General features: G+C 42.4%; 22 protein-coding genes. All 22 read left to right on the top strand.

Annotated features, from left to right (window positions below):
- Positions 1-19: 19 nt before the first annotated feature.
- The 22 genes from CKL_RS12915 to CKL_RS12810 all read left to right on the top strand — a co-directional run bounded on the left by CKL_RS12915 (position 20) and on the right by CKL_RS12810 (position 20,253).
- On the top strand, positions 20-1,264 hold the full coding sequence (locus CKL_RS12915) for a phage portal protein (RefSeq protein WP_012102986.1): 1,245 nt from the start codon (positions 20-22) through the stop codon (positions 1,262-1,264).
- The gene (locus CKL_RS12910) at positions 1,265-1,954 is read left to right on the top strand and encodes a head maturation protease, ClpP-related (protein ID WP_012102985.1); all 690 of its coding nucleotides are present in this window, start codon (positions 1,265-1,267) and stop codon (positions 1,952-1,954) included.
- 19 nt (positions 1,955-1,973) lie between these two features.
- Positions 1,974-3,179 (top strand): phage major capsid protein, encoded by a 1,206-nt coding sequence (locus tag CKL_RS12905; protein WP_012102984.1) that lies wholly within the window; start codon positions 1,974-1,976, stop codon positions 3,177-3,179.
- A 12-nt stretch (positions 3,180-3,191) separates the two neighbouring features.
- Positions 3,192-3,572: a head fiber protein gene (locus CKL_RS12900; RefSeq protein WP_012102983.1), complete on the top strand. Its 381-nt coding sequence runs from the start codon at positions 3,192-3,194 to the stop codon at positions 3,570-3,572.
- A 19-nt stretch (positions 3,573-3,591) separates the two neighbouring features.
- Positions 3,592-3,909: a head-tail connector protein gene (locus CKL_RS12895; protein ID WP_012102982.1), complete on the top strand. Its 318-nt coding sequence runs from the start codon at positions 3,592-3,594 to the stop codon at positions 3,907-3,909.
- A 3-nt stretch (positions 3,910-3,912) separates the two neighbouring features.
- Positions 3,913-4,248, top strand: a complete 336-nt coding sequence (locus tag CKL_RS12890; protein ID WP_012102981.1) for a head-tail adaptor protein — start codon at positions 3,913-3,915, stop codon at positions 4,246-4,248.
- A 5-nt stretch (positions 4,249-4,253) separates the two neighbouring features.
- Positions 4,254-4,685, top strand: coding sequence for an HK97 gp10 family phage protein (locus CKL_RS12885; protein ID WP_012102980.1), 432 nt, complete (start codon positions 4,254-4,256; stop codon positions 4,683-4,685).
- Entirely contained in the window at positions 4,682-5,023 is a 342-nt protein-coding gene (locus CKL_RS12880) for a hypothetical protein (protein ID WP_012102979.1), read from the top strand. The genes CKL_RS12885 and CKL_RS12880 overlap by 4 nt, the downstream gene beginning before the upstream one ends.
- 3 nt (positions 5,024-5,026) lie before the next feature.
- Positions 5,027-5,617, top strand: coding sequence for a major tail protein (locus CKL_RS12875; RefSeq protein ID WP_012102978.1), 591 nt, complete (start codon positions 5,027-5,029; stop codon positions 5,615-5,617).
- Positions 5,618-5,628: 11 nt separating this feature from the next.
- Complete coding sequence (locus CKL_RS12870; protein WP_012102977.1) at positions 5,629-6,015, top strand: hypothetical protein; 387 nt, start codon at positions 5,629-5,631, stop codon at positions 6,013-6,015.
- A 304-nt stretch (positions 6,016-6,319) separates the two neighbouring features.
- Positions 6,320-6,754, top strand: coding sequence for a hypothetical protein (locus tag CKL_RS12865; protein ID WP_012620734.1), 435 nt, complete (start codon positions 6,320-6,322; stop codon positions 6,752-6,754).
- Between the two features lie 184 nt (positions 6,755-6,938).
- The gene (locus CKL_RS12860; RefSeq protein ID WP_012102975.1) at positions 6,939-9,359 is read left to right on the top strand and encodes a phage tail protein; all 2,421 of its coding nucleotides are present in this window, start codon (positions 6,939-6,941) and stop codon (positions 9,357-9,359) included.
- Positions 9,360-9,372: 13 nt separating this feature from the next.
- Positions 9,373-10,224, top strand: coding sequence for a phage tail family protein (locus CKL_RS12855; RefSeq protein WP_012102974.1), 852 nt, complete (start codon positions 9,373-9,375; stop codon positions 10,222-10,224).
- Between the two features lie 2 nt (positions 10,225-10,226).
- Positions 10,227-12,143: a siphovirus ReqiPepy6 Gp37-like family protein gene (locus CKL_RS12850; RefSeq protein WP_012102973.1), complete on the top strand. Its 1,917-nt coding sequence runs from the start codon at positions 10,227-10,229 to the stop codon at positions 12,141-12,143.
- 17 nt (positions 12,144-12,160) lie between these two features.
- The gene (locus tag CKL_RS12845) at positions 12,161-12,664 is read left to right on the top strand and encodes a hypothetical protein (protein WP_012102972.1); all 504 of its coding nucleotides are present in this window, start codon (positions 12,161-12,163) and stop codon (positions 12,662-12,664) included.
- 11 nt (positions 12,665-12,675) lie between these two features.
- On the top strand, positions 12,676-15,147 hold the full coding sequence (locus tag CKL_RS12840; protein ID WP_012102971.1) for a phage tail protein: 2,472 nt from the start codon (positions 12,676-12,678) through the stop codon (positions 15,145-15,147).
- A gap of 84 nt (positions 15,148-15,231) precedes the next feature.
- On the top strand, positions 15,232-15,672 hold the full coding sequence (locus tag CKL_RS12835) for a phage holin family protein (RefSeq protein WP_012102970.1): 441 nt from the start codon (positions 15,232-15,234) through the stop codon (positions 15,670-15,672).
- Positions 15,669-17,063, top strand: coding sequence for a hypothetical protein (locus CKL_RS12830; RefSeq protein WP_012102969.1), 1,395 nt, complete (start codon positions 15,669-15,671; stop codon positions 17,061-17,063). The genes CKL_RS12835 and CKL_RS12830 overlap by 4 nt, the downstream gene beginning before the upstream one ends.
- Before the next feature lie 17 nt (positions 17,064-17,080).
- Positions 17,081-17,782 (top strand): N-acetylmuramoyl-L-alanine amidase, encoded by a 702-nt coding sequence (locus tag CKL_RS12825; RefSeq protein ID WP_012102968.1) that lies wholly within the window; start codon positions 17,081-17,083, stop codon positions 17,780-17,782.
- Between the two features lie 196 nt (positions 17,783-17,978).
- Positions 17,979-18,215 carry an SHOCT domain-containing protein gene (locus CKL_RS12820; protein WP_012102967.1) on the top strand — a complete coding sequence of 79 codons (237 nt, stop codon included), beginning with the start codon at positions 17,979-17,981 and terminating at the stop codon, positions 18,213-18,215.
- A gap of 61 nt (positions 18,216-18,276) precedes the next feature.
- Entirely contained in the window at positions 18,277-19,839 is a 1,563-nt protein-coding gene (locus CKL_RS12815; protein ID WP_041700825.1) for a recombinase family protein, read from the top strand.
- Entirely contained in the window at positions 19,840-20,253 is a 414-nt protein-coding gene (locus CKL_RS12810; protein ID WP_012102965.1) for a recombinase family protein, read from the top strand. It begins immediately after the preceding gene.

The following is a 20,253-nucleotide window of genomic DNA, read 5'->3' as shown; positions in this document are numbered from 1 at the left end:
CAATTTGGAGGTGAGGCCTATGAATTTATTAAAAGGACTGTTTCGTTCAAGGGACAAACCGCAAAACCGTGTGGGTAGCGCATTTTCCTTCCTATTTGGCGGTACATCATCTGGCAAAACAGTAAATGAGCGTACTGCAATGCAAGCAACAGCGGTGTATGCCTGCGTAAGAATACTAGCTGAAGCGATTGCTGGACTGCCACTACATGTATATAGATATCGTTCTGATGGAGGTAAAGAAAAGATTCCTTTCCACCCTTTGTATTACCTTCTTCATGATGAACCAAATCCAGAGATGACTTCATTTGTGTTTCGAGAAACACTGATGAGTCATCTTTTACTTTGGGGCAATGCTTATGCACAGATAGTTCGAAATGGTCGTGGCCAGGCAATTGCGCTTTATCCCCTACTTCCTAACAAGATGGAAGTAAGTCGAGCATCAAATGGTGAACTGGTTTATACCTACTACCGGGATACAGACGAAAGTGGCCTGAATCCAAAGGGCGGCTATGTCACACTTCGCAAAGATGATGTACTTCACATACCAGGCTTAGGCTTTGATGGACTCATTGGCTATAGCCCTATTGCTATGGCAAAAAATGCAATCGGTATGTCACTTGCTACCGAAGAATACGGTGCGGCATTCTTTGCTAATGGAGCCAATCCCGGCGGTGTGCTGGAGCACCCGGGAGTAATTAAAGACATACAGAGAGTCAAGGATAGCTGGAATAGTGCTTACCAAGGCACAGCTAAGGCACATAAAATCGCTGTATTGGAAGAGGGCATGAAGTTTCAAGCCATCGGTATACCTCCAGAACAGGCTCAGTTTTTAGAAACACGGAAATTTCAAATCAATGAGATTGCGAGGATTTTCCGTGTGCCTCCCCATATGGTGGGAGATCTTGAGAAATCTAGCTTCTCCAATATCGAGCAGCAGTCTTTGGAGTTTGTAAAATACACTCTCGATCCGTGGGTGGTGAGATGGGAGCAAAGTCTCCAGCAATCGCTTATTTTGCCTTCTGAGAAAACATCAGTATTCATCAAGTTCAATTTAGATGGTCTGCTGCGCGGCGATTATCAAAGCCGAATGAATGGCTATGCTATCGGGCGGCAAAATGGCTGGATGTCAGCTAATGATATCCGTGAATTGGAGGACATGAACCGTATCCCAGCTGAGGAAGGTGGCGATTTATATCTGGTTAACGGAAATATGACGAAATTGGCTGACGCAGGAGCGTTTGCCAAAACCGAAGGAGGTCAGTAAATGAAGAAGTTCTGGAATTGGGTGCGAGATTCTGATGAAGGGCGCACTCTCTATTTAAATGGAGTGATATCCGAAGAAACGTGGTGGGGTGATGAGGTCACACCTAAGATGTTCAAAGATGAACTGCTGGCTGGCACCGGTGATATTACAGTGTGGATTAACTCTCCTGGAGGGGATGTGTTTGCAGCAGCTCAGATTTACAACATGCTTATGGACTATACCGGAAAGGTCACTGTAAAAATTGACGGGCTTGCGGCAAGTGCAGCTTCTGTTATTGCAATGGCGGGTGGAGATGTATATATGTCGCCGGTATCCATGATCATGATTCATAACCCTTCGACCATTGCCATTGGTGACAGCGAGGAAATGCTGCGAGCTAAAGCTCTATTAGATGAGGTTAAGGAAAGTATTATTAATGCCTATGAGTTAAAGACTGGTCTTTCCCGAATAAAGCTTTCTCATCTGATGGATGCAGAATCATGGATGAATGCAAACAAAGCCATCGAACTTGGTTTTGCAGATAAGATCATGTTTATGGAAAGTGAAACACCGGATTTGACGGATAGCCTTATCTTTAGCAGGATGGCGGTTACCAACTCACTTATTAGCAAACTACCTAAAAAACAAAAAATAAAAACAGGTACACCTATAGAGTCGCTGGATAAGCGGCTTTCTTTAATTTCTCACTAATTTAAAGGAGGAAATAACAATGAGTAAAATTCTTGAATTGCGCGAGAAACGCGCTAAGGTTTGGGATGCGGCGAAGGCATTCCTTGATTCAAAACGTGGCGGTGATGGATTGTTATCCGCAGAGGACACACAAACCTATGAAAAGATGGAAGCTGAAGTTGTTGCACTTGGTAAGGAAATAGAACGTTTGGAACGTCAGGCGGTTATTGACTTAGAACTTTCCAAAGCCACTAGTAGCCCTATTACAAACACACCGTCCAAACATGCTGAAGATAAGACAGGACGTGCGTCTGCAGAGTACAAGAAAGCATTCTGGAATGCCATGCGTACTCGTGCAGGGGAAGGCCTTGATGTAAACGTAAGAAATGCCCTTCAAATTGGTACAGACTCCGAGGGTGGTTATCTTGTGCCTGACGAGTTTGAACGTACCTTAGTAGAGGCTCTTGAGGAAGAGAACATTTTCCGTTCACTGGCCAATGTTATCAATACATCTTCTGGTGATAGGAAAATTCCTGTTGTAGCTACAAAAGGTACTGCTTCCTGGGTGGATGAAGAAGGCACTATCCCAGATAGCGATGATAGCTTCGGACAGGTTTCTATAGGAGCTTACAAACTCGCTACCATGATCAAAGTTTCCGAGGAGCTTCTTAACGATTCTGTGTTCAATCTTGAAGCCTACATCTCTAAGGAGTTTGCAAGGCGTATCGGTAACAAAGAGGAAGAGGCGTTCTTTACCGGTGATGGATCTGGAAAACCGACAGGTATCCTTGCTTCTACAGGTGGTGCCCAAATTGGTGTGACTACTGCAGGTGCTACGGCAATTACTATGGACGAGGTACTTGATCTGTTCTATTCACTAAAGGCACCTTACCGTAATAAGGCTGTATTCGTTATGAACGACGCCACTGTAAAAGCAATCCGTAAACTAAAGGATGGTCAAGGACAGTACCTATGGCAACCTTCCTTACAGGCAGGTACACCGGATACTATCCTTAATCGACCATTGTATACTTCTGCATATATGCCAACTATTGCTGCAGCTGCGAAGAGTATCGCATTTGGTGATTTTAGTTATTACTGGGTAGCTGATCGTCAGGGTCGTGTATTTAAGAGGCTTAATGAACTTTATGCTGTTACTGGCCAAGTAGGCTTTGTTGCAACTCAGCGTGTGGATGGAAAATTAATTCTACCTGAAGCCATAAAAGTACTTCAGCAGAAAGCTTAATGGAGGTGCGTTATGAGCTATAACACTAAGAATTACACCGAACAAGGCGGAGAAAAAACTGTTATAGGCGGAACACTTGAAATCAAGGAAGGAGCCTCGGTAACGGGGCTCTCCGCCAATCCGCTTCTCGTGGCAACAGAGGAGACTCTCGGTGGTGTAAAAGCGGCCGCTGCTGGTGAGGACGATACCGTCGAAGTAAAAATCGGCGAAGACGGTAAGCTGTATGCTCCAACATATCCTACCGATGCTACGGAGTCAGTCTCTGGGCTAGTAAAAAAGGCTGCTAATCAAGCCGACAGCATAGCCGAGGATACAGCCACTCTTGTCACGGATTTTAATGCTCTGCTCGCTAAACTAAAAGCGGCTGGGTTAATGGCAGCAGACGAAGAATGACCGGAGGGAGGTGGACGGCATGACAACTGATAATCTTCTCCCTAAAGTAAAAGCAAATCTGATCCTGACGCATGACGCAGACGATGGACTTCTGCTGCATTACATCAAAGCCGCCGTCTCTTATGCGGAAAGTTATCAGCATGTTGCTGAGGGTTATTACACTGAAAACATCATGCCCCCAACAACTGAACAGGCAGTAATCATGCTGTCGAGTCATTTCTACGAAAGCAGAGATGGCTCGACGGCTGGTTTCTTCGCCGATAGCGTACAAGCGGGGCAGCAGGTTTGGAACACAGTGAACCTACTTCTTAGACTAGACCGGGATTGGAAGGTGTAAATTATGAGTTTTGGAAAGATGAACACCTTTATTGATATCATCAGTACAGAGCCTATTAAAGACAAGGATGGTTTCGCTGCTATAGGCGATAACATACTTGCCAGTGTACGTGCCTACAAGGAAGATCGGCATGGCAGTGAGCGGTGGGCAAATAGGGCATCATTTTCTTCTGCAACTTCCCTATTTAGGTTTAGAAAAATTTCTGGCCTTAGGGTGACCAGTGAAATGGTCATCGTTTGTGATGATGGCAGATATCAGATTTTAAGCGTTGATGATGTAAGAAACCGAGGTATGTATGTCGAGGTTTTAGCAGAAAAGATAGAACCAACTGTGAGGTGATGGATATGGCAAAAGTGAATATAAAGATGCCAGAAGAATTCCTTTTAAAGGTATCACGATTAGCTGACCAGACCGATGTAATTCTTCCTAAGGTTCTGGAAGTTGGCGGTGAAGTGGTATTGGATAAAGTTAAGGGAAATCTAAGTAAAGTGATTGGTAAGAATACAAAATATCCATCCAAAAGCACTGGGGAGCTACTATCTTCACTAGGACTTTCAAGTGCAAAGCAAGATAGAAACGGAAACTTCAATGTTAAAGTTGGCTTTGCCGAGCCACGTTCTGGTGGTGAGAGCAATGCTAAAATTGCCACAATCATTGAATATGGTAAACATGGTCAGCCTGCAAAACCCTTCCTAAAGCCTGCGAGAACTGCATCTAGAAAACCTTGTATCAATGCGATGATCGCAAAGCTAGAGGAGGAGATTGATAAAATATGAATATCTTAGAGGAGTTAAATACACTTCTGACAGCAATACCTATCCCCGTAGAAACCGGGGTTTTTTCAGGTTTGGCATCGGATGAGTACGTGGTGATACTCCCACTTTCGGATGTTTTTGAAGTTCATGCGGATAACCGCCCTGGCTTTGATGTGCAGGAAGCACGGATATCACTATTTTCCAAGAGTAACTACTTAGAGCGGAAGAGACAGATTACAGCGGCTTTGTTAAACGATGATTTTACAGTGACTGAGCGTAGGTATATTGGTCACGAGGATGATACTGGATATCATCATTACGCCATCGACGTGGCGAAAAACTATGGAATGGAGGAATAACATATGGCAACTATCGGTTTGGATAAACTGTACTATGCAAAAATAACCGAGGACTCAAATGGCGAGGAAACCTATGGTGTGCCTTCGGTACTCGCAAAAGCCATTACTGCCGAACTTTCGGTAGAATTGGTGGAAGCAATTCTGTATGCCGATGATGGTGCTGCCGAGGTTGTGAAGGACTTTAACAGCGGTACACTCACTCTCGGTGTAGATGACATTGGCCCGACAGTAGCAGCAGATCTAACTGGTGCGTCTACCGACGACAATGGGGTATTAATTTCTGCAAGTGAGAGTGTAGGTACACCTGTTGCAGTGGGGTTTCGTGCGCAAAAGGCCAATGGAACATACCGATATTTTTGGTTGTATCGTGTTAAGTTTGGACTACCAGCAACCAACTTACAGACAAAGGCGGATTCCATTACCTTTTCTACACCTACTATTGAAGGAACAGTTATGCGTAGGAACAAGCTGGATGGGTTGGGCAAGCACCCATGGAAAGCAGAAGTCACAGAAGGTGACCCCGGTGTTTCATCGTCCACTATAACAGGCTGGTTCACTGAAGTTTATGAACCCGTATATACACCTGAACCATAGGAGGAGAAATAATGGATAATGAGAGAAGTGCCACAATCAAAATAGGTGACAAAGAATATGAACTGGTTTTAACTACACGTGCAACAAAGGCAATTGCTGGTCGTTACGGTGGTCTTGAAAATCTTGGAGAAAAACTGATGAAATCAGAAAACTTTGAGATGGCACTGGACGAGATAGTTTGGCTAATCACACTGCTTGCAAACCAGTCCATTTTAATTCGTAATCTTAAGAATAAGAACGCACCAGAAGAATTGTTGACAGAGGAAGAAGTGGAGCTTCTTACCTCACCGCTTGATTTGGCGGAATATAAAAGTGCAATCACCGAAGCAATGTTCAAAGGTGCAAAGCGCAACGTGGAAAGTGAGGAAGAAACTCCAAAAAACATGGAAGTCGGGTAACGGACGCTGAAGTCTTTACCCGACTTTATTATTATGGAACAGTTCAGATGGGCATGGACGCAGAGGAATTCTGGCTTATGCCAATTGGACTGTTTTTTGATTTATGGGCTTGCCACAAACAATGGCATGGGATCGAAAAGCCAAAGAAAGCTCGAACGATTGACGATATTATCCCACCAGGCATATAAAGCACATTATTTTCTTATTAGATATTGACTTAATGTAACACATGTGATACATTAAGTTCAAGAAGTGATTTAATGTAACATATATGTGTCATTAAATTGATATTGAAAGGAGAATTATGATGGGTATTAAAGAAGAATTTATGAAAAAGACTAAGATGCTTGATGTCCATAATGGTAAAAATGGAGTTGAAGAGGTTATGGATTATTTGGTTGATCCAGCAACCGTGTTCAAAATGATAATTGCATCAGAGATGGAATTACCCGTATTAACATTAATAGCAAAGGATTTAGAAAAGAAGTTTGATGAAAATTCTAATTTTCCTGTTGTTGTTACTGATGATAACCAAAATACAACTGCCAGACAGAATGTGGGACGAATGATTAAATTCATTATGGCACAATACGGATATACACCAGTTGATGGAGGATTATCAGAACGAGCGAGAATACCTGCTATATCAGGTTCAAAGTATTTTTCTACAAGCGGCATCTATAAAAAAACAGATGAAGCTAAATATCAAATTGAGATAATATCTAGAAAAATTGAGTAACAGTAATAGCTCTAAACAGAATTATAGATTCATGCAGTTAATCTTGTATTAACAATAGATTGGCACTTATGGAATTTATCCTTAAGCAAATTAAAGGAAAAAATAATAACTAGTATTATATTATGGAGCAATCAGAAGATTGCTCCTTTTTCATGTATGCATTTTAAAGTAGGGAGGTGAAGGTATGGCGGACAATTTTGGATTGAAAATAGGCGTCGAGGGCGAGCGTGAGTTTAAGAACGCCCTACGAGATATCAATCAGTCCTTTAAGGTGCTGGGCAGTGAAATGGCACTTGTGACCAGCCAGTTTGATAAAAACGATAAATCTATCCAGTCGGTCACTGCTCGTAATGCGGTTTTGAATAAAGAAATCGACGCACAGAAAGAAAAGATTTCAACCCTTAAGGCCGCTCTTGATAATGCCACCTCCTCTTTCGGTGAAAATGACCGCCGCACTCAAAACTGGCAGATTCAGCTGAACAGAGCTCAGGCAGAACTCAATAATATGGAGCGTGAACTTCAGCAGTCTGCGGTTGAAGCAGATAATCTGGGTGAAGAATTAGACAACTCAGGCAAAAGTGCGGAAGATTCTGGAGGTAAATTTGAAAAGCTTGGCGGTATACTCAAGGGCATCGGTGTGGCTATGGGCACAGTTGCAGTTGCTGCTGGAGCTGCTGCTATAAAATTAGGTAAAGAGGTAGTTACTCAGTTTGGGGAATTGGAGCAAAACCTAGGTGGCTCAGAAGCAGTTTTTGGAGCATATGCTGCTTCAATTCAAAAGACCGGTGAAGAAGCCTATAGAAATCTCGGAATTTCCCAAAGTGAGTATTTGGCAACAGCTAATAAAATGGGTGCATTATTCCAAGGCTCTGGCATTGAACAGCGAAAAAGTCTTGAATTGACAGAAAAAGCGATGCAACGTGCAGCAGATATGGCATCCGTTATGGGTATAGATATGTCCGCTGCCATGGAAGCGGTTACGGGAGCGGCAAAAGGCAACTTTACCATGATGGATAACTTAGGTGTTGCCATGAATGCTACAAACATCGAAGCTTATGCTCTTGCTAAGGGACTAGATTTCACTTGGAATACCGCTACACAAGCGGAAAAAGCGGAAGTCGCAATGCAGATGTTTTTTGAGAACACACAGCAGTATGCCGGAAACTTTGCGAGAGAGTCAACTGAGACCATTTCTGGTTCTATTGGGTTATTACAAGCTGCACTTGGCTCTTTTACAGCAGGACTCGGTAACGCTAATGCAGACATGACAAATTTGACGGAAAATCTTGTGGATGCATTCCGTGCAGTCGTTAAAAATATCGTGCCTGTTTTAGAAAACATCGTAACCGCACTCCCGCCTGCGTTCGATGCGATTTTAACAGCAATAGGTGACCTGCTTCCGATGTTATTGGAAACTGTCACGAGCCTGTTCACGCAGGTGTTGGAGACACTCTTGAACTTATTGCCTGAACTGATTCCAGCGGCAGTAGATGCAGTAATGACGATTGTCGGTGCGTTGATTGATAATCTTCCACTGCTCATAAATGCAGCAATAGAACTGGTAACCGCACTTGTGGAGGGTATTGGCATGGCTCTACCGCAACTCATACCCGCAGCAGTTTCGGCAGTCACGCAGATTGTTCAAGGATTAATGGGTAACCTACCACTTATTTTGGATGCCGCTTTGCAGTTGATTATAGGATTAGCACAAGGATTGGTAGATGCAATACCTCAACTAACAACTGCCTTACCTGTCATCATAAAAGCAATAGTGGATTTTATAGTTGAATCCATTCCACAGATTATTGACGCTGGTATTCAATTATTGACTTCATTGGTTACAGCACTGCCTACTATCATCACAGCAATCGTGGAAGCAATCCCGCAGATTATCGACAGTATTATCAGTGCAGTTATTGGGTCAATTCCATTGATTATAGATGCGGGCATACGTCTATTAATATCGCTCATACAGGCACTCCCGCAAATTATCACTACTGTGGTAGGGGCTATTCCGAAAATAATAACATCTTTGGTAAACGCTATTGTAGGTAACATCGACAAGATCATCTTGGCCGGTGTTCAGCTGTTTGTGGCATTAATTGCGAATCTTCCAAGGATAATCGTAGAGATCGTCAAGGCTGTTCCTCAGATTATCTCAGGATTGGTCAATGCTTTTACAAGTTATATAAGCCAGATGGCTAAAGTAGGTGGAAACTTAATCAAAGGTCTGTGGCAAGGTATTTCAGATGCAGGTGCATGGCTATGGAGTAAAATCTCTGGATTTTTCGGCAATGTTGTATCAAAGATTAAGAATTTCTTCGGCATCAGTTCACCTTCAAAGCTATTTGCTGGGATTGGCCACAATATGGGTGAAGGTATTGGTGTAGGTTTTGAGGATGCAATGACAGCAGTATCAAGGGATATGCAAAATGCTGTACCAACTAGTTTTGATTTTAATTACAGAGGTTTATCTGGGCAAGGGAATGCCAATGGTACAAGTATCACTCAAAATATCTCTGTTGTGTCACCAAAGCCTCTATCTGAAAAAGAATTAGCCAGGGAATTCAAAAATCTGTCTCGCAAACTGGCACTAGAATATTAAAGGAGGTCTGGCAGTGGAACTTACTTATATTAACTCAAACGGTGAGAGTATCACCCTAAAACAAAGCCGCCCGTATTTTCTTACCAAGATAGACGGCACAGGCAACATACGCCAGACCGTTAATACATTTAAGGCACCGGATCAAGACGGTGCTTTTTATATTTCCTCCACACTGGATATGCGTAATATCACGCTAGAAGGTACGGTCGTAGCGGATTCTCTTGACGAGGCTTATGTACGGAGACAGAGATTTCTTAAGATATTTACTCCAAAAATGCGAGGGACTCTTTTGTATCGTGGACGGCAAATTAATTGTGTGGTAGAGGAAGCAGGATTTACTGTTTCTACTAGGCAACGCATACCAAACTTCTTTGTAAGTTTACTCTGTCCATCCCCTTTCTTCGAAACATTGGATGAGGTGAGAGAGGAGCTGGCGTCATGGATACCTCTGTTTGAGTTTGAACTGGAGATACCAGTAAGTGGTATGGAGTTAGGAATGCGTCAGCCGAGCCAAATCATCACAGTAGAAAACATTGGTGATGTATCTTGTGGATGCGAAATCGTATTTCGAGCACTGGGTACGGTTACCAACCCTGAACTACTAAACATAGACACGGGAGAATATATCCGGCTTCTCACTACAATGAGTGCTGGTGATGAACTTCGTGTATATACCCATTTCGCTGGTAAGCGTGTGGTCCAGGTTATAGGGTCAACGGTTACAAATGCTTTTTCACTATTGGACACCAATTCAACGTTTTTCCAGCTTGCTGCAGGTACTAACACACTGCGCTATGACGCTTCAGTTAATATGGAACTGTTGGAGGTCAGTATTTACTTTCGTCCACAATTTCTGGGGGTGTGAGTATGGAACTATATATCTTTAATACAAACCGGGAGCTTGTGGGCATCGTGGAATCTTTCGAATATCTTCGATGGACACGGCGTTATTCTCAGTGTGGTTCATTTGAACTAAAAGCCATCGCCACACAAGAGAATGCCGAACTTCTAAAAGAAGGAAATATCATTTGGAAGAACGATGATGAAGAAGCTGGGATTATTGAGCATCTTTCCTTGTCTCAGACGGATCAGGAATTTATTACAGTAAGTGGTCGCTTTGCCACGTCCTTTCTTGCTAGACGCATTGTATGGCAAACGGAGAAATTGTCCGGTGACATTTCTGATTGTGTGGAGCAACTTATAGAAAATAACCTTATCAATCCTTCTGATGTAGCAAGAAAGATCAGCGGTATATCCTTTTCATCCCCAAACCTGGGTATACCCATCAGCACCCAAATTTCGTACCGCAACTTGATGGACGCAGTGACGGAACTATGTGAAGTTTCGGAGGTTGGTATCAAGACTATTTTTACTCCTGAAACAGGGGTTTTTACAATAATGCTGTATAAGGGGACTGAATCACAGGCAGTGTTCTCTAAGGAGTATGAGAACCTAACTGAGCAGGTTTATACAGTAAGTGCAGCAGATTTTGCTAACACTGCTCTTATAGGTGGAGAGGGTGAAGGTGCAGAGCGGACATTTGTAGCAATTACAAGTGGATCGGGAGAAACTCGACATGAGATTTTTGTGGATGCTAAAGACCTACGGGCAGAAGATTTTGGAGTGGATTATATCAATACGCTGATTTTTCGTGGGCAGAGCAAGCTAAATGAGCAAGTAATACGTTATTCCTTTGATACATCAGTTAACCCACATGGCAACCTGACTTATAAGGTAGACTTTGACCTTGGGCAGGTTGTTAAGGTTATTTCCAAAGCATGGGGTGTATCTATGACAACACGAATCGCTGAAGTGGAGGAGACATATGACGCGGACGGTCAAAGCATCAGCGTAGTATTCGGAAAGAGCGAGCTAACAATAGCTCAAAAAATTCGCTCTGATATGAGTGAGGTTAAAACGGCATTATCTGCCCCAACTGGCATCTCTGATATTGCAGAAGCATTAGGTAATGTGTCAGAAACACTTGGAGATATTCATGACCTTGACCCCAATATCCAAGGAGATACTGTTACCGATAGTATTAACAATCTGTTTGGGAAACTGCCCTCACTTGAGGTAATTGTTGGAGAAGGAACTATATCGATCGGCCAGTATGCTCTGCACCATATGAGTCCTGGAGATGCTTTTTATTTCACCTCGTGGAGCGGCAACAAATTCAGTGATCAGCCAAGCGATGACGGGCATGTCTTTTTGGTAAAGCATAGCGGGGATAACACGGGAAACGGATATCAGCGGGCAATGGGATTTTTTATATCACGCAATACCATGACGTTTTATGTGATATCTGTTTTTGTGTTTAACAATCCGTCTGGTGAAGCGAACTGGTTAAATATTAATAACGATCCAATAACTACAGCACGGATTGCAAATGGAGCGGTCACTGGTACAAAGATTGCAGAACGAACGATTACAGCAACTAAAATCTCCTCTGCGTTTACTGATTACTCTATGACAGAACAAAACACAGGGCGTCTATGGGTAGATGGTAAGGTAATATATCGAAAAGTAGTAAACCTCGGCTCCCTTCCCAATGCTACTCCTGGGAGCGTAGCCCATGGTATTGCAAACCTAAGTACAGTTGTTAGTTTATCTGGCTTTGCAACAAATGGCACTAACTTCTTGCCACTACCGCTTGCACGGTATAACAACTTCGCTTCACAAATCGGTCTTTATGTGGATAAAACAAATGTCGTTGTTGAACCTGGTATTGACCGGACAGATTATACGGGCTACGTGGTTATCGAGTATACGAAAACCATCTAGGAAGGAGGAATTTTTGTATGGAGAAAAGCGGATTTTTCAATTCATCCGATGGAGATAGAGTCTATGATGCCACGGATTTTGCAGCATACTTTGGAAGTCTTGTTTCAAACGGGATATTTTATAAAACAGCTACAAATCTGCAGGTATCACCAGGGATGGGATTGGCAGTAAGCGTGGCGGCTGGAAGTGCGTGGATTAATGGATATAGATATGAGAATACAGATGCGTTAAATATGCCTCTCGCTACAGCGCACGGTAGCAATCCACGCATTGACCGGATTGTTGTTCGCTTAAGCCAAATCAGCAGGAATATTCAGCTTGCAGTTGTTACAGGGACTCCAGCTGCTACACCAGTGGCCCCAGACTTAACAAGAACCAGCGATGTATATGAACTCGGTATTGCAGACGTTCTGGTACCTGCTGCGGCTACATCAATTGCAGCAAATAACATTACTGATACCAGATTAAACACCAGCCTTTGTGGGTTAGTGAACTCATTGGTATCGGCGGTTTACGAGTGAGGTGAATTTCTATGGCAACCTATCAAGCGATAAATGCTTGTACATGGCGTAATGGCAGTTGGATTGCGGGTGTAACCGACTACGTTCGACAAGGGGTTTATGCCCCAGCCAATAATTATGAGAATGTTGGTGCCATGTTATTTGACCTTACAAGTATTCGAAATACCTATGCAAACTATTATCCTACCTCTGCCAGTATTCGTCTTGTTAGGATAGCTGCAGGTGATTGGGGTTCAGCCAGAACGATAACACTTTATGCTGGAAATGCATATGGTTTGCCATCTCCTAGTTCGGGTACCAGCATATCCGGGAGTAGACCTACGAAAGTTACTTCTGGATATAGCTATACTGTTTCTGCCGGACAGGGTACAAAGGATATCGCAATTTCCACCGCACTCATTGATTCCATCGGTAGTGGAGCTAGTAATTGTTTATTCATGGATGCTAGCTCCAGCACACTAAACTATATGGGATTTCGAGCTAGAGATGATTTAAGCCAGATAGTGTTAACCATTAACTGGGCAATAAGAACCACAGCTTGTAGTGCTCCGACATCCTGTTCATTGAGTGCAACCCTCTCGGAGGACAATGTTACATTATCATGGAGTGGTGCTTCCGGTGGTACAAATAATGCCATCTCCTCCTACGAGATACAGTATAGTGATTCTGCTGACAACTTGAATTGGGGATCGTGGACAGCACTAACTACAGTAACCACCACGGCCACTAGTGGCAGCTTGTCAGTTGCACCACCATCAACACGGGGTAATTATCGTAGGTTTCGGGTGCGAACTCGAGGTACAGCAGGAGCAAGTTATTATTCAGGCTGGAGAGTATCGTCGAACTCTGTTCGCAGAAACACAGTTCCTAGCCCACCAACTACAGTAACTGCTACTCCAATCAATTATAGTGATGAAATAATTACACTTACTTGGAGCGGAGCTTCTGGAAGTACGAGTGCAATCAAGGGGTACCAGATTGCTAGTCGAACATCTACGGATAACAGTACATGGAGTTCATGGAATGTTCTAACCATATTGGCCCTATCGGCTAGTGGAGGTAGTTATAACCCTAACGTGTCACGAGTTCCAGGAACATATACTCAATTTGGTGTATGGACGATAGATAATCTCGATGTCTACTCATCGGAAAAAATCAGTAATAGTATTTACTGTGATATCACGGCTTGTGGAGCACCTACTGCTTGCTCGGTAAGTTCAACTTTAGCTGAAGGAAATGTTACTCTTTCATGGAGTGGTGCATCCAATGGAGCAGGCAACACCATCACATCCTATGAGATTCAATATAGTGACTCGGCAGATAACAGCACATGGGGAGCATGGACAGCATTAACAATAACGGTTACCTCAACAACAAGTGGCAGCGTAGTTGTTAGCCCACCGACAACTCGCGGTTATTACCGTAGGTATAGAGTTAGGACACGTGGTACGGCTGGAGAGAGTTTTTATTCTGACTGGACTATATCTAGCAACACTGTCCGCAGAAATACACTGCCCATTCCGCCTACTTCTTTTACTGCAACTCCTTCAATATATGAGACGAATACAGTAACTCTTATGTGGAGCGGAACAATACCGGGAACCAGTGCTATCAAGCAATATGTTATTCAACAAGCTACATCAGCAGACGGTATAAATTGGTCGGTATACGAAGCATTGACTACTATTATTTCAAGTGCTACTTCAGGTACCCATCAGGTAAATGCTTCCCCGGTACCTGGAATGTATACCCGCTATCGAATAAGCGTAACAGATACACTTGATGCAGTTTCAAGCCATGTGGTTAGTAACACGGTAAAGAAAAACAGTCCGCCTGCTGCTCCGATCATCGTCAGTCCTATGACCGGAAAGTCTACTTATAACACTACACCACGCTTTATGATTACTACAGGCACTGAACCAGACGGTCAGACACAGATTGTGGAAGTAAAGATTGATTCAGGTGAGTGGGTTAATAGTGTGGATAATCCTGAGAGATTTTCTACGAGTGGCTATCTGGGAAATGGTGTTAGTACGGTGTACCAAGCGGAACCGCTTGCAGTAGGAAACCATACTGTAACCTTCCGCTGTCTTGATAGTGATATTGAGTCTGCAAGCACAGAAGTTGTCAGGACATTTACTATATTACCGCCACCTTTTGAAACGATTACTGCAAATGAGACTGTCGTAAAGGCAGCACATATTCAGACGCTTCGAACCGCTTTAAATATAGTGCTAAGTTATTACAACTTATCCCCTGTAATTTGGAGTGAAGAGATTATTGCGGGAAGAACAACAGTTAAAAAATGGCCGTCTCACATTACTGAAATCCGAAAGGCTATTGATACTATCATTACAGTGGTTAATGGTTTTGACTCTTCTGCAGCATTTGATATACCACCTGTGACATGGCTCCCTATTGGAACAGGGCGTCCAAAGGCGGATGTGATGCAACAAATCCACGATCTTATACTGATGCTGTAAGGTGTGTGATACGGCAACAGCACTCTTGTATTTTACAGGGGTGCTTTTTTAAATACACAAATTAATGTAATGGAGGTGTTTACAGTGAAAGAGATTTGGAATTGGATACAGTTAGCTTTTGCGGCTGTTGGTGCTTTTCTTGGATGGTTTCTCGGCGAGTTTGACGGATTTCTATATACACTGGTCACTTTTGTAGCTATTGATTATCTGACAGGTGTCCTTTGTGCGATTACAGATAAAAAGCTGTCCAGCGAAATTGGTGCCAAGGGAATTTTCAAAAAGGTGCTCATCTTTGTAATGGTAGGTATCGCTCATATTTTTGATACACAAATATTGGGGAGTGCAGGATACAATGGCAGCGCTTTGCGAACGGCGGTAATCTTTTTCTACCTAAGTAACGAGGGTGTATCCATTTTGGAGAATGCAGGTCATATTGGGCTACCCATCCCAGAAAAACTAAAGGCGGTTCTTAAGCAACTACATGGTCGTGATGAGGAACCTCCTAAGCCAGGTGATGAAATATGATTGACTTAACAAAAGCGGTAACGGTATTCATTGGTCGACGCGGTGAACACAATTACCGAAATATTGAGTTTGATGTATCAAGCCTACTGGAAGATAACTACCCAAGTGCCTCCTTAAATGCGATTTACAAAAGGCCTGATGGGGTTGCATATCCAGTAGTCACGAACTACGCTGATGGTGTCCTTACATGGCAGCCCAATGCAACTGACATATCATTTGTTGGTGTTGGTCGGCTTGAAATAAGGGTTACTTATGGTGATGTGGTTGGAAAGAGCACAAGAATACTAACCATAGTCGAGGATGCTCTTGTGGATGGAATTGCTGAACCACCAGAACCTCCTGCACAGGAATGGTTAAATAAAGTGCTTTCAGCTTTAGCTGAACTGGATATTGATGAAATAAATAATCTGCTCAACCTCACTTACAATCTATTAAACAACAACTATGATTTGCTAAATACAACACACAATTTGGTTGAGGATACCCGCGAAAATTTATATAGGCGGACAGGTATTCTACTCAACCATTTGCATCCAATAGAAACAGCTAGTGCACCGGATATGATTAGCCGGAGAGCAGCCATCACATTTAACAACATAGCAAATGGAAACAATGTAGTGATTGGCATGATAACATATACCTTCGTTACAGCTTTGGGTAGTCCAGCTGCAAATAATGTGCAGGTTCTAATTCAAGACACCCTTCGTAATACAGTTAAGACACTTGCTAGAGCTATAAGGGGCATTGATGACGAAATGAATATTGCCTATGGAACTGGGACTGATCCAAACCCAATTTGTACAGCTTACTGGACAAGTCAAAGGTTTTCCATAGGTAGTACTACCGTTGAGGCAGGTGAGAGCCTTTTTCTACTTGAAAGAGCAGAAAATGTGACTTCCGCAATACCGCTCTCATCCACAGCAACGGCTATTATTAGTGACTTCACCCGTTCGGCCTATTCAAGATATATTTTGTCGGGTAATGTCTCGGGTTCAGGCGGTGCAAACAGTGTCCGTGGTCCTTTGCACACGATATTACCTATTAATAGTGTGGTTATTGGCGGTCAGGGCGGAGAATTGTATACGACGGCTTATGATTGCCATTTGATAACTCTTTGTCGTCAATCGGATACTAGTGAAAAGGAACTGGACTTGTATATTTCCAATGATGAGGAGACGTTCACCAGAATTCAACGGAGTACACCTGTCGGATCGAATACTTCAGCAGAATCCTTGCACATTCATATTCAAATGCGGCAGGCCAGAGTTCCAGCAGGTTATGGGCTGTATATCTGTATGGGAAGTGATGGAACATCATCAAATGCTTATTGTGATTTAAAGTTTACCTATCACCTGTACCCTGTCCATCTTACACCTGAGCCAAATGATTAAATGTTGAGGTGATTATAATGAAATTATACAAACTAATACTTACGAATAATGCCTGCTACAAAGCAGGCAAAACAATAAAACCGAAGGGTATAATGGTTCATTCAACAGGGGCTAACAACCCATGGTTGAAGAGATATGTTGGTCCAGATGACGGTTTGCTCGGAAAGAACCAATACAATAATCATTGGAATCAGGATAAACCTGGAGGTCGTCAAGTTTGCGTCCATGCTTTTATTGGTAAGTTAGCAGATGGCTCCATTGCCACATACCAAACATTGCCTTGGAATCATCGTGGTTGGCATGCTGGAGGGGATGCGAATAATACCCATATAGGATTTGAGATTTGCGAGGACGGTCTAACCGATGCCTCGTATTTTTCTGCTGTTTATAAGGAAGCAGTAGAGCTTTGTGTACATCTTTGTAAACTCTATGGACTAAGTGAGAAGGATATCATCTGTCATAGTGAAGGCTATAAGCAAGGTATAGCCAGTAACCATGCGGATGTTATGCACTGGTTTCCTAAGCATGGCAAGACCATGGATACCTTTAGAGCAGATGTTAAGAAACTTCTAAGCGAAGAAGAAAAATCAGCAGAACCAGCGAAAAAGAAATACTACCGTGTACAAATAGGTGCATACACTGTCAAAGCAAATGCTGAGGCACAGCTTGCCAAAGCTAAAAAGGCAGGATTTACGGATGCATTTATTAAGTATGATTAATCAAAAGGGCGAGTTAAAAACAGTATTTCATAAATTTCATCAAGCCTCTCAAATAATATATCAAACTATTAAATGTATGTAGCCTGTGGGGGTTCTTCCCTTGCAGGCTCTTTTTTTATGCTCTGATTCAAATTAAATTCTACAAATCCTCAACTTCGACCTGTTCCCACGGCTATTAGGTAGGAGGTGATTCTCAGTGAATCAGCACGAGGATAAAAAAGTTACGAAGATATCAGATGAAGTTATAGACAAAAGCACTGCACTAAAGAGAGTATCACAGGAACGGTTACAACGTGAGTTTGATTATATCCAGGCAGAAAAATTACTTAGAAAGATGCTCGAAAAAGGCTTAATAACTGAAGTGGAATTCAACAAGATAGACGCACTCAACCGCCAAACTTTCTCCCCTTATTTGGCAGAGATAATGCCCTGAAATCGTTGATATATAAGGGTTTCAGAGGTAATATGTGACCTACCAAGAAGGAGGTGAGAGGATGAAAAAGATAACGAAAATAGAAGGAAATCTAGCCAACTCTTTTATTAAGCCAAAAAACCGAGTAGTTGCCTACTGCCGAGTTTCAACAGATAGTAATGAACAGCTAGTCAGCTTGCAAGCACAAAAGGCCCATTATGAGACCTACATAAAGGCGAATCCAGAATGGGAATATGCAGGCCTATATTATGATGAGGGAATCAGCGGTACGAAAAAGGAAAACCGCTCTGACCTGCTTAGGATGTTATCAGACTGCGAAACTGGGAGAATTGACTTAATCATTACAAAGTCCATCAGCCGATTTGCAAGAAATACTACAGACTGCTTGGAGATGGTTCGAAAACTGATCGGCCTTGGGGTTCATATCTATTTTGAGAAGGAAAACATCAATACGGGTTCAATGGAAAGTGAATTGATGCTCTCCATTTTGAGTGGGCTTGCAGAAAGTGAGTCAATTTCCATTTCAGAAAATACGAAGTGGGCCATTCAAAGACGATTTCAAAACGGAACCTTTAAAATTTCCTACCCACCATATGGATATCAAAACATTGACGGTCAGATGATAGTAAACCTCAAGCAGGCTGAAGTTGTGAAGTATATTTTTGCAGAGGTATTATCGGGCAAAGGCACACAGAAAGTTGCAAATGATCTTAATCAAAAGGGTATCCCTTCAAAAAGAGGTGGTCGTTGGACAGCTACTACCATTCGAGGAATTCTGACCAATGAAAAATATACTGGCGATGTTATTTTGCAAAAGACCTATACTGACAGCCATTTTAACAGGCACACCAATTATGGTGAGAAAAATATGTATCTCGTAGAAAACCATCATGAGGCAATTATTAGCCATGAGGATTTTGAAGCTGTAGATGCCATTCTTAATCAGAGAGCAAAAGAAAAAGCCATCGAAAAACGCAACAGCAAATATTTAAACCGATATTCTTTCTCCAGTAAAATCATCTGCTCGGAATGTGGCAGTACCTTTAAAAGACGGATTCATTCATCTGGAAGAAAATACATTGCTTGGTGTTGCAGTAAGCATATAAGCAATATAACGGAATGTTCTATGCAGTTCATTCGAGATGAAGATATAAAGACTGCATTTGTTACGATGATGAATAAACTCATTTTCGGTCAGAAATTCATATTAAGACCACTTTTAAATGGGTTACGTAACCAGAACAATGCAGCAAGTTTTCGTAGAATCGAAGAGTTGGAAACTAAGATTGAAAACAACATGGAGCAAAGCCAGATGCTGACGGGTTTAATGGCCAAAGGATATCTGGAACCTGCTCTGTTTAATAAAGAAAAGTATTCACTGGAAGCAGAAAGAGAAAGGCTTCTTGCCGAAAAGGATCAACTTACTCGGTCCGTAAATGGCAATTTTGCAAAAGTAGAAGAAGTTGATCGACTGCTCAAGTTTGCCACTAAGTCCAAAATGCTTACAGCACATGAGGATGAGCTGTTTGAAAATTACGTAGAAAAGATTATTGTTTTTTCACGAGAGGAAGTTGGATTTGAATTAAAATGTGGAATCACATTGAAGGAAAGGTTGGTGAATTAGATGGGTCACACGCCCTATGGATATAGAATTGAAGATGGAAAGGCTGTTGTAGATGAAATAGCATCGAAGCAAGTAAACGAACTATTCTCAGGATATTTGGCAGGACTTTCTTTGAAGGATGCTGCTAAACAAGCTGGGATAGACTGCTACCATGCCACAGCAAGTAAGATGTTGCAGAACAAGCATTACCTTGGCGATGAATTTTACCCTCCGATTATTGATGAGGAGACATTTGAAAAAGCAAGATTAGAAAAGCGAAAACGAGCAGAAAAACTCGGAAGGATATGGGAGTCTAAAGATGAACCAGAAACGCATTATCCTGTAAAGTTCAAAGCAAAACCTCTGGTGCAAAAATATGACGATCCATACAAGCAGGCAGAATATGCCTACAGTTTGATAGAAAGTGAGGTGTAA

Origin of the sequence: Clostridium kluyveri DSM 555 (genome assembly GCF_000016505.1) — a bacterium.
Taxonomy (GTDB): Bacteria; Bacillota; Clostridia; order Clostridiales; family Clostridiaceae; genus Clostridium_B; species Clostridium_B kluyveri.
The sequence above is the reverse complement of the archived record's forward strand: the minus strand, read 5'-3'. Positions and strand labels throughout refer to the sequence as shown.